The 10,930-nt window shown below is 34.3% G+C and carries 9 protein-coding genes and 1 pseudogene; 2 read left to right on the top strand and 8 right to left on the bottom strand.

All coding sequences use genetic code 11. From position 1 onward, the window contains the following. Window positions 1-183: 183 nt before the first annotated feature. The 6 genes from Q0543_RS14175 to Q0543_RS14155 all read right to left on the bottom strand — a co-directional run bounded on the left by Q0543_RS14175 (window position 184) and on the right by Q0543_RS14155 (window position 5,437). Window positions 184-717 carry a hypothetical protein gene (locus tag Q0543_RS14175; protein ID WP_299254455.1) on the bottom strand — a complete coding sequence of 178 codons (534 nt, stop codon included), beginning with the start codon at window positions 715-717 and terminating at the stop codon, window positions 184-186. Then, on the bottom strand, window positions 710-1,882 hold the full coding sequence (locus Q0543_RS14170) for a WG repeat-containing protein (protein ID WP_299254452.1): 1,173 nt from the start codon (window positions 1,880-1,882) through the stop codon (window positions 710-712). The genes Q0543_RS14175 and Q0543_RS14170 overlap by 8 nt, the downstream gene beginning before the upstream one ends. A 32-nt stretch (window positions 1,883-1,914) precedes the next feature. Then, on the bottom strand, window positions 1,915-2,205 hold the full coding sequence (locus Q0543_RS14165; RefSeq protein ID WP_299254449.1) for a hypothetical protein: 291 nt from the start codon (window positions 2,203-2,205) through the stop codon (window positions 1,915-1,917). 31 nt (window positions 2,206-2,236) lie between these two features. Then, window positions 2,237-2,410 carry a DUF6728 family protein gene (locus Q0543_RS17060; protein WP_366800216.1) on the bottom strand — a complete coding sequence of 58 codons (174 nt, stop codon included), beginning with the start codon at window positions 2,408-2,410 and terminating at the stop codon, window positions 2,237-2,239. Window positions 2,411-2,448: 38 nt separating this feature from the next. Next, window positions 2,449-4,446 (bottom strand): (E)-4-hydroxy-3-methylbut-2-enyl-diphosphate synthase, encoded by a 1,998-nt coding sequence (gene ispG / locus Q0543_RS14160; protein ID WP_299254446.1) that lies wholly within the window; start codon window positions 4,444-4,446, stop codon window positions 2,449-2,451. Window positions 4,447-4,729: 283 nt separating this feature from the next. Beyond that, complete coding sequence (locus Q0543_RS14155; RefSeq protein ID WP_299254443.1) at window positions 4,730-5,437, bottom strand: SDR family oxidoreductase; 708 nt, start codon at window positions 5,435-5,437, stop codon at window positions 4,730-4,732. Between the two features lie 86 nt (window positions 5,438-5,523). On the opposite strand from Q0543_RS14155, the gene Q0543_RS14150 reads away from it, so the two are divergent. After that, on the top strand, window positions 5,524-6,255 hold the full coding sequence (locus Q0543_RS14150) for an ABC transporter permease (protein ID WP_299254440.1): 732 nt from the start codon (window positions 5,524-5,526) through the stop codon (window positions 6,253-6,255). Between the two features lie 29 nt (window positions 6,256-6,284). Then, window positions 6,285-7,031, top strand: a complete 747-nt coding sequence (locus tag Q0543_RS14145; protein WP_299254437.1) for an ATP-binding cassette domain-containing protein — start codon at window positions 6,285-6,287, stop codon at window positions 7,029-7,031. A 193-nt stretch (window positions 7,032-7,224) separates the two neighbouring features. Here Q0543_RS14145 and Q0543_RS14140 read toward each other — a convergent pair whose 3' ends face one another. Both Q0543_RS14140 and Q0543_RS14135 read right to left on the bottom strand, forming a co-directional pair. Further along, a complete protein-coding gene (locus Q0543_RS14140) occupies window positions 7,225-9,870 on the bottom strand; it encodes a glucosidase (protein WP_299254434.1) in 2,646 nt (881 codons plus the stop codon). 172 nt (window positions 9,871-10,042) lie between these two features. After that, window positions 10,043-10,930, bottom strand: a pseudogene (locus Q0543_RS14135) (hypothetical protein); the annotation flags it as partial.

The following is a 10,930-nucleotide window of genomic DNA, read 5'->3' as shown; positions in this document are numbered from 1 at the left end:
TCTAAATTTCAACTCGAATTGATAGAGTTGTTGTGAAATTATTTTAGCAGACTCACTCATTGGAAAACTACCTTCCAATTTTATACACTACAGCTGACCCAACAATAAAATATGTCGCCTATAATTATAAATGCCCTACCAATTAGATTGATAGGGCATTTATAATTAAAAGATTTAAAAAACTTATTTTATAATAAAATGTTCTTCTCCAATTTTCAAGCCATCTACATACAACTCAATAATATGTAGTCCTTTTTTATAATGTTTCGGATGTTTATATAAAAAATCAACATCCAGAAATTTCCCATCGTAGTTGCTACTTACCTTTAACGTATATGCTGTTTCTACACCATTTAAATTAAACAAACCACCACCTGCAATTGGGTCATTAATATCGGTTCCTTTGGGATCAACCAAACGCATCATTACAGATTTATAACCTGCATTTTTAGGGTCTGAACTAACCATATTAAATGATACGTGAATAATTTTAAAGCTCGATTTTTGAGGATCTTCCGCTGTAACTATTCTAGAAGAATCGGATAAATTCTCAATATCTTTAACAAGAACAACTTTTAAGTTTTCTGCTCTTATGGTCTGATGATTCTTTAATTGAGCAATACTAGGTATTGCTTGAAATAAAAACAAAATCAGTGAAACCGCAAAAACCTTACTATTTTTAAATGTAATCATGTCTATTTTTATACTTTTACTCACAAAATTTTATACAATTGCCAAATTTATCAATAAAACGCGTTTTTTCGTTTATAACAACCTCGGCCATTCCATTTACGATATCATACGCATAATCATAAATAAAGGGTATGCTTAATTTACCTTTATTATCTACATATCCATATTTACCATCTTTTGTTACAACTGCAAAACCTTCAGAAAAAGGCCTCATCACCTTATAGGTAAATGGACTTACAACTTCATTTTCTGTATTAATACATCCCCAATACCCACTCTTAACTGCCATTATGGTGCCAGAAATATCTCTATCTTCTAACCATTTATATTCCAAGGGTATAACTAACGTACCAATTTTGTTAATATAACCATATGAATTATTTTTTTTAACCTTTGCGTATCCATTTGAAAAGTCTGAAACCCAATCATACATAAATGGAATAATCATTGTACCCGATGCATTAGCAAAACCCCAACGTTGATTTTTCTGTACTCGAACAAAATCGTCTTTAAAAACAGAAACCCAATCTTGCTCTATAGGCAAAATTACATTTCCACTTTTACCGATAATGCCAAATTTATCGTCTTTAGATACGACTGCAACACCCTTACTAAAATTAGCCGCTTCTTGAAACTGTGGTGTTATAACAATCTTACCAATCGTATTGATATACCCATATTGATTATTTTTCTTTACAACTGCCAAGCCATCTGAAAACTCTATAGCAAATTCAAATTGCGGAGTAATAACAACTTTTCCAGTTTTATCGATATAACCATACTTTCCATCCTTTTTTATCACAGCAAATCCTTCCGAAAACGGAAACGCTTGATCAAATTTTGCAGGAATTTTCAATGTGCCCAACTTATCAATATAGCCCCAACTATCTACCGATTTAATAGCAGATAAACCTTCGGTGAATGAATACGCAGAATCGTATTTCAATATAATTTTTATAGCACCCGTTTGGTCAATAAAATACGCTTTACCCAAACGATATACCAATGCTCTGTTTTCCGAAAAAGGAAATGCCTTTTCATAAATAGGTTTGATAAGCTCTTTTCCCGTTTCAGCATTTATGTATCCAAACTTTCCTCCTGAAACAAATAAGGTTGGAACGGATTGGGCAAAGCTACTTATGGAACTTTGAAGAACAAAGAATAAAACAACACGGATAATAAATTTCATATTCAATTTAATAAGAATGTTTTGAACAGGTATTAATATTCACAAAAGTAAGCGAATATATAAGAGATCGTTTCAAGAACGCCAATTATTGTATTGCCAGTAGTTTCAGATATTCCTATAAATATTTCCTTTCTCTTCTTTTGGCTCTTCTTTTTATCTGGCTTCGACTTTTGATTTTCAAAGCTTGGCAAAATCACAACGCTTGAATCGTGCTGATATGAATATTCAACTACAGGTCTAAATACTATAGGTTTCGCTAGCGAATGTATTTGCACAACAAAAAAAAGTAACAGCCCTACCCATAGATATTTATATGTATTCATATAATTGATTTTAATACGTAATGTAAATTTATTATCCTCTAAAAATCAAGCGATATAAAATTACAATCAAACAAATCAAAAAGATTGATATCGATATCTTATTTACAATATGCATTGCTTTTATTGTCATCGATTCTTTTACCCCTTTATCTCTTTTACGAAAGAAATACCTAACCAAGGGACCAAAATTAAAATATTCTTTCATTTCCATCTTTGAGTATCAAATTAAGTGTTTTACAAATCTTATATATATTCGGAGACAATAGGCTCCAACCACTTCCCATCTTCCTTAATAATATTAATCAACTCATCTACTGCTTTATCCGACGAAACTGCTTTTTTAACAACCGTTTGTCCTCTATATAGTGCAATCTTATCTTTACCTACACCCACATAACCATAATCGGCATCGGCCATTTCCCCCGGACCATTAACGATACAGCCCATAATACCAATCTTCACTCCTTTTAAATGATCGGTCCGTTTACGAATCATAGCCGTAGTTTCTTGCAGATCAAACAAGGTTCTTCCGCAAGAAGGGCACGAAATATATTCCGTTTTAGTCATTCGCGTGCGCGCAGCTTGTAAAATTCCGAAAGCTATATTATTTAGATTCTTCAAGTTGGCCAACAAACTCATTTTATTTTCAGATATTAATTTATTGGTTGATAAATAAATACCATCACCCAAACCATCAATAAGTAATCCACCCACATCTGTAGATGCTGCCAAAATCAAGGATTCTTCATTTTTATGTGCATACGCACGTTTTATAATAACAGGCGTTTTAAGTTCCCTATTCATTAAGGTAATAAAACTTCTGCGCAATTCTGCCATAGCATGTTCGTTGAATGATTCTAATATCAATACTACAGATGCATCTGCTTCCATTTTTAGTAGCAATTTTTCATCAATATCCTCAATATCAGCCAATACAAAATTCAACTGAGGGTGTTTCACCACATCTGTTTTATACCAACGTGCTGCAAATAATGGATAAACATGTGTTTGATCATCTAGTACCTTCCAAGTATCCGCATCCACAATTTCTTTTAAGCCATTGGGCATCATAAATGGAGCCTTGTTATGGCCAGTATAAATAAAGTCCGCACCCAAATCATTCATACTCCACTTATCCAATGCAGGTAAATAAAAATGCCCGATTGGTTTTAAATCTTGTACTTCTAGGTTTTCAATCAAACTATAATCGGCAATTACTCGAGGAACATTCGTTGCACCGATGGTATGTACATCTAACGTTTTTCTTCTTTTATATGAAAATGGATTTATCGGATTTTTTTCAACAAATGGAATAGGAGTATGTTTTGACCTACCTACATATCGATCAACTAATTTTGCAGCAACCGGAATTTCAAATTCTGGGGCTTCTGTTAAGGACACCCGAACGGTATCTCCCAAGCCATCTTCTAACAAACTACCGATACCAACCGCAGATTTAATTCTACCATCTTCGGCTTCCCCGGCTTCTGTTACACCTAAATGTAAGGGGTAAGGACGAAGGCCTTCTTCCTCTAATTTTTGAACCAACAAGCGGTATGCCTGCACCATAACTTGGGTATTGCTTGCTTTCATAGATATTACAATATTGTAATATTCCAAGTCTTCACAAATACGTAAAAATTCCAAAGCAGACTCAACCATGCCCAAAGGAGTGTCTCCATAACGCGATAAAATTCGGTCAGAAAGGGAACCATGATTGGTACCAATCCGCATCGCAGTTCCGTATTCTTTACAAATTGTTACCAAGGGAACGAACTTTTCACGGATCCGAACCAGCTCTTCTTGATAGGAAGCATCGGTATATTCGATGACTTCAAACTTCTTTTTATCGGCATAATTGCCCGGATTAATACGAACCTTTTCAACTATTTTAGCAGCAAGTTCGGCCGCATTTGGAGTGAAATGTATGTCGGCTACCAAGGGAACATCGTACCCTCTTTTCAACAATTCCTTTTTTATCTCCGCTAGGTTTTGTGCTTCCTTTACACTTGGAGCTGTCACTCTGACATACTCACAACCAGCATCCACCATCCGAATAATTTGTTCCACACTACCTAATGTATCCATAGTATCCACCGTTGTCATCGACTGAAGTCGGATCGGATTATCACCTCCCATTGGGATTTTACCTATGGTAACCACACTTGATTTTCTACGGATATACTGGGTCAAACTTGAGCAGTATTTTGAGTTTATGGAAGAATGTTCGTTTGCTGACATCTCTTGATTATATTATATATTCGGAATTTAGCTTTTTTATTGAAATGAAGGAATGTTTTCTTCATTTATTGGAAAATATAAGATCTTTAATTATTTTAGACTAGTCTAAAATTCAATGCTTATATTTTTATAATTCAGTATACTTATGTAATTAATGATAAACTATTACTTTATACTTTTTAAATCATTAATTCTATAATTTTTTAGGTGTTATTTACTTACAATTGCTATTTTATGAGTAATAACGTAGCGATCTGATATATAAATCGCACCTAATTGATTCCTAAATATCCCCCAACTGAGGGCGCAAAAGTAGCTCTTCCACCACCGTTTGGTTCGACAAATTATATACCCCCCAAATAGCATCTGCTACATCTTCGGGTTTCATAAATCGTTCTTTCGGCAGATCCACTCCTTCCCAAGAAGCAGTTAAAGTTGCACCGGGTAAAACAGCAGTCACCCGAATATTGTGTTCCTTCATTTCTTCCCTCAGCACTTTTGTCATGCCTAAAAGTGCAAATTTTGATATGCAGTAAGAACCTCCCGAAACGTATGGAACGATACTCGCCGTAGAACAGATATTGAAAATTGTCCCAACCTTTTTAGAAATCATCCCAGGTATGATTCCTCGACTAATATCGTAAGCGCTCATCAAATTGGTTTGGATTTGATTTTCCAAAACACCTTCTGCTTCATTATGGATTTGACCAACCACAAACAAGCCTGCATTGTTTACTAAAACATCTACAGTTCGATTCAATGTCTTGTAGGTTTCAAGGATGACTTCTCTCCCTTTTTTTGTAGATAAGTCGGCAACACAAGTTACTATTTGAACATCCTTATTCAATTCACATATTGTACTTTTTAAAGATTCTAAATCTGAAGTATTTCGAGCGCAAGTAAGGATATCAAAACCTTGAGAAGCAAATTTCTCAACAAGAGCCTTCCCTATCCCCTTTGTTCCACCTGTAATTATTGCTAGCTTATTCATTTTATTTAAATTGTTTGGCACTTAAATATACCTTAATTTAGTAAGGATTTTAACGACACTCGTTCTAATATTGACAAAGTAAGCCAATGAAAAGTTTTGGGAAATACATAATTTTGATGAGTACCCTATTTGTACGCAGAGAAAAATTCAGCGTTTATTGGAAGCTTACCATTGATGAATGTATACTCATTGGGACCAATTCGATCTTCATTGTTGCAATTGTTTCTTCCTTTATTGGAGCAGTAACCTGTATTCAAACTGCGGCAAATTTAGTAAGTCCACTTGTACCTATTTATGTAGTTGCCTCCGTAGTGAGGGAAATGTCCATTTTAGAGCTTGCTCCTACTTTTACCTGTGTGGTTTTGGCCGGAAAAGTTGGATCAAGCATTGCAGGCCAATTAGGGACCATGCGAATAACGGAACAAATTGACGCACTAGAAGTTATGGGTATAAACTCTGCTTCATACCTTATTTTACCAAAAATTCTTGCTAGTTTAATTACAATACCGATGCTTGTTACGTTCGCTGGTCTGTTATCTATCCTGGGCGGTTATATTGCAGGTATCATGGGAAATATCATCTCTACACAAGATTTTATATACGGCATTCAAATTGATTTTAATGAATTTAATGTAACGTTTGCTTTAATAAAAGCATTCGTTTTTGCATTTCTTATCTCTTCTATTTCTGCATTTCAAGGTTATTTTACAAAAGGCGGCGCATTGGAAGTCGGACAATCTTCCACTTCGGCAGTGGTAAAAAGTTGTATCGCTGTTTTGGTTGCAGATTTAGCACTTGCCCAATTATTATTAAACTAAGTATTCAAGGGTATTATTGACTTCCAATTATGATTGAATGTAAGAATATCAACAAAGCATTTAACGGCAAGCAAATCTTAACGGATATTTCGGCTACGTTTGAACAAGGCAAAACAAACTTAATTATTGGTGCAAGTGGTACAGGTAAAAGTGTCTTATTAAAAACATTGGTTGGATTGGTGAAGCCAGATTCTGGTTCTATATTATACGACAACCGTGATTTTACAGCAGCAGATAAAGACGAAAAACAGGAAATTCGCCGCGAAATAGGAATGCTCTTTCAAGGTGGCGCCCTATTTGATTCAAAAACTGTTGCAGAAAATGTACTTTTCCCCTTAGATATGTTAAGCGACATGTCAAAATCAGAAAAGGCAGACCGAGTGCAATTTTGTCTACAGCGTGTTGGATTGGACCATGCAGCCCACTTAATGCCCTCTGAAATAAGCGGTGGTATGGCAAAACGCGTTGGAATTGCACGTGCGATAGTAATGAATTCCAAATACCTTTTTTGTGACGAACCCAACTCGGGCTTAGATCCTCAAACATCCATTCGAATTGACAATCTCATTCAAGAAATCACACATGAATTTAATATTACCACGGTTGTAGTTACCCATGATATGAATTCAATGCTGGAAATTGGCGAAAACATCATCTTCATGTTTAAAGGCCAAAAAATCTGGGAAGGTACCAAAGAAGTGATTTTAGGAACGACAGTTGAAGAACTTCAAAACTTTATTTTTGCAAGTAAGTTGATACGAGATATGAAAAATTAGTGGCCAGTTGTCAGTCGTTAGTGGACAGAAAAAATGAGTATCTAGGAAATTAGATACTCATTTTTGATTCGGGGGTATTTTTTTATCCTAAAGTAAATCCCCCTGTGATTATATTTCATTTTGCCCTTTATGATTCTTTATGAAATAATAAATTATTCAAAACACCTGGAATCAATGTGTATTCATAAATCTTTCATCCATTGGTTACACGATCAATAAGTTCCGAGATAATACTCGACCACCCTGTTTGATGGCTAGCACCAAGACCTTGTCCTGTATCTCCATGAAAATATTCATAGAATAAAATCAAATGTTGAAAGTTGGGATCTTCTTTATACAGTGGGTTTTTACCATGTATTGGCCGATCACCGGATTCATCTGGAAGATACTTATTTATCAATCGTTGAGTCAATGCAAGCATTACTTGATTTAGATTTAAGTAATTCCCAGAATGACTTGGAAATTCCACTTTCAAATCATCTCCATAATATTCATGATAGGTATCTAATGCTTCTAAAATCAGGTAGTTAATAGGTACCCATAAAGGTCCCCTCCAATTAGAATTTCCTCCAAAAATACCTGTTGTTGATTCGGCAGGTTCGTAGTCCAGTTTGTATTCTTTACCTTCTAGTGTCAAAGAATATGGATGACATGAATAATATTTTGATACCGATCGAATTCCATAAGAAGATAAAAATTCATTCTCATCCAACATAATTTCTAAAATACGAAGTAATTTATCTTTCGGAATAATGGATAACAGCACATCCTTATTTGAATCATAGGGTTCAATTTCTTTCAATTTGCCCTGTGTATTTCTCATGTTTCGGAACCATTGCAGTCGAGCATGAAAGCTTTTCAACTTTGAAAAATATTCTTTTTTAATAATTGAAACTCCAAACAAACACGATAAGCCAACAATCGATCGTACTTCAATAGGAATGCGTTTGCCATCTGGTAAAATAGCAATGTCGTAAAAATAGCCATCCTTTTCATTCCATAAATTCTTTTTGTCTTGATCAAATTGATTAAATGCTTCAGAAATATGATCAAAGTGTTCATAAAATTTTGTTGTTACATCTTCAAATGCAGGATCATGCATTGCAATCTCCAATGCAATGCCCAACATATTCCCAGCATACATAGCCATCCAACATGTTGCGTCTGCTTCCTCCATCTTAAAGCCTTCTGGCAAATTACTGCGATCAAACAAACCAATATTATCCAATCCTAAAAATCCGCCTTCAAAAATATTTCTATTAAATTGGTCTTTTCTATTCACCCACCAAGTGAAATTAATGAGCAACTTAGAGAAAACACGTTTTAAAAAATCTACGTCTGAAAAACCAGTTTTCTTCTGTTCAATTTGATATACTTTTAGAGCTGCCCATGCATGCACCGGTGGGTTTGCATCAGAAAAACTCCATTCATAGGCAGGTATTTGTCCATCGGGTTGCATATACCATTCGCGCATAATCAATATGAGCTGTGATTTTGCAAATTCTGCATCTACCATTGACATGGTAACACAATGAAAGGCTAAATCCCAAGATGCATACCAAGGATATTCCCATTTATCAGGCATAGAAATAATATCTGCATTATCTAAATACTTCCAATCACTGTTCCTTCCCTGCTTTCTAGATTCTGGTGGAGGAGGCATTGTTTTATCTCCTTTTAACCAATCCTCAATGTTGTAATTATAATACTGTTTACTCCATAATAATCCAGAAAGTGCTTGACGTTGTACGCTCCTATAATCTTCATTTTTATTATTTTTATGAATATCATCGTAAAATACATTCGCCTCTTCGATACGTTTATCAAATGTAGATTCAAAATCAGAAAAGGGATTCTCTTTTTTCTCTTTACAAAACCGAAGTTTAATAACGGTAGATTGTTTCGCAGGTATTTGAAGTTCATAGATTGGAGCGACTTTAGTACCTGATTTTTTTTCTTTAAAAATATCATAGCTGTTATTTATAACTGCAGTATGAAAGGCATCTTTTACATAAGGGGTTTTATTTTCAACCCCATACATACGTTCTGTATTCGTTTCATTCTCTGTAAATAGGATTCGTTCAGGCACATCAAAGTATAGGTTATAATTACCCATAATATTATGAGTAGTTTCAATGGATGCGAAGGTTTCCGTATGCGAACCGATACGCAAGCATGGTACATAATCTGTCAAGCCAAACATCCATCTATTGCGAAACCATAATGTTGGCAACATTGTAAGTGTTGAATCATCATTGCTTCTATTAAATACACTTACCTTTATAAAGATATCCTCATCGTCTTCTTTAGCATATTCTATATAAATATCCCAATAGGTATTATTTTTGAATATATCCGTATCTATTAATTCATACTCTCCAAGCGACGGTTGTGCTTTGCGCTCATTATTAATGCGAATTAAATCTTCATATGGATATGATACTTGTGGGTATTTATACAACATCTTCATATAAGAATGTGAAGGTGTATTATCTAAATAATAATACAATTCCTTTACATCTTCTCCATGATTCCCTTCTTGACTCGTTAAACCAAAAAATCGTTCTTTAAGTATTGGATCCTTTCCATTCCAAAAAGAAAATGCAAAACACATTTCTTGATGATGATCTGAAAATCCACCAATTCCATCTTCGCCCCATCTATATACTTTTGAACGTGCGTGATCATGAGGAAAATAGGTCCAGGCAGAACCATCTGCACTATAATCCTCCCGTACAGTTCCCCATTGTCGCTCGCTTAAATAAGGCCCCCACTTATGCCAATATTTGGTTTTATTATAATTTTCTTTAATCCTATTCGCTTCGTTATTATCACTCATATAGGTTTATAAATTATTATTTCAATGGAGTATTATTAATGTATATAAAGATTCTGGTAGCAATCTGAAGTAAATGAATGTACTTAAAATAAATCGTTTAACTAAAAATACTTTATTAAAAAATGGCAAACTATTTTACCTTTAGCCTTTTAACATATACGTAGTATGATTTCTAAAATAAGGCACTCAATTGCATGCGACCTGTATGTATCGTTTTAACAGATTCGGATTTACGACCTTCATAGCTAAATGAAATTTGCAAGCCATTCGTCAATCGCTCTTGCCAATTAATATTCCAAGTAATGTTATTGCCATTCAATAACGCTTCTTGTATTTCATAGGCTATCGGACTGTTTTGAAGTGTCCCATTTAAATTAGAGTTTATCCGAATGTATTTTAGTGTTGAGGTTAATGTTCTTTTTGATAATTTATTAATTTTTAATTCTGTACCAACATTATACAACAGCGCATTTTCACCCTTTCCACCCGTAAATGTATTTACTTTATAAGCAAGTCCCATCAACAAACTCAAACGCAGATTGCTTCTTGGCTGTATTGAAAACTCATTGTCTATTTTCTTATATTGAATATGATAATTCCTATTGGTATTAAAGTCTGAATTGACATTGCTAAAGCCTGTCGTAAGCTTTGTTTTAAAGGCATACATCCGTTTAAATGTTCCTCGTAATCCATATATCAAATCGTTTACAGATTGGTTTTCGAATCCCTGAGTTAAAAATTGTCGTGATTCATTTAATGTTAAAGCTAGATCCATACCAAATAAGGAACTTGACCTGTTATAAAATAATACCGAACGCAACACACGCTGATACGCAAGTAAATTAGTATCCGATGCACTCGGAGAGCTTGGATTAAATCTGCTCCATAAATTATCGTCCGTAGTTTTGTTATTTAAAGTTATAGAAGAAGTATTAGATAATTTACTTAACGTTTTCAGTGTAAAACTTGATTTTGATTTCCACTTTCTTGGCATAGAAACATCCAACCTATAGTTTATCAAATTTGTATACGCTTTATAATAATCATTCGATGGTAAATA

Origin of the sequence: uncultured Cytophaga sp. (genome assembly GCF_937863595.1) — a bacterium.
Taxonomy (GTDB): domain Bacteria; phylum Bacteroidota; class Bacteroidia; order Cytophagales; family Cytophagaceae; genus Cytophaga.
The sequence above is the reverse complement of the archived record's forward strand: the minus strand, read 5'-3'. Positions and strand labels throughout refer to the sequence as shown.

Coding starts and splice junctions, on each gene's coding strand:
- Q0543_RS14170 (WP_299254452.1), bottom strand. CDS start 1,882: ATGAAATTTATTATCCGTGTTGTTTTATTCTTTGTTCTTCAAAGTTCC.
- Q0543_RS14165 (WP_299254449.1), bottom strand. CDS start 2,205: ATGAATACATATAAATATCTATGGGTAGGGCTGTTACTTTTTTTTGTT.
- Q0543_RS17060 (WP_366800216.1), bottom strand. CDS start 2,410: ATGAAAGAATATTTTAATTTTGGTCCCTTGGTTAGGTATTTCTTTCGT.
- ispG (WP_299254446.1), bottom strand. CDS start 4,446: ATGTCAGCAAACGAACATTCTTCCATAAACTCAAAATACTGCTCAAGT.
- Q0543_RS14155 (WP_299254443.1), bottom strand. CDS start 5,437: ATGAATAAGCTAGCAATAATTACAGGTGGAACAAAGGGGATAGGGAAG.
- Q0543_RS14150 (WP_299254440.1), top strand. CDS start 5,524: ATGAAAAGTTTTGGGAAATACATAATTTTGATGAGTACCCTATTTGTA.
- Q0543_RS14145 (WP_299254437.1), top strand. CDS start 6,285: ATGATTGAATGTAAGAATATCAACAAAGCATTTAACGGCAAGCAAATC.
- Q0543_RS14140 (WP_299254434.1), bottom strand. CDS start 9,870: ATGAGTGATAATAACGAAGCGAATAGGATTAAAGAAAATTATAATAAA.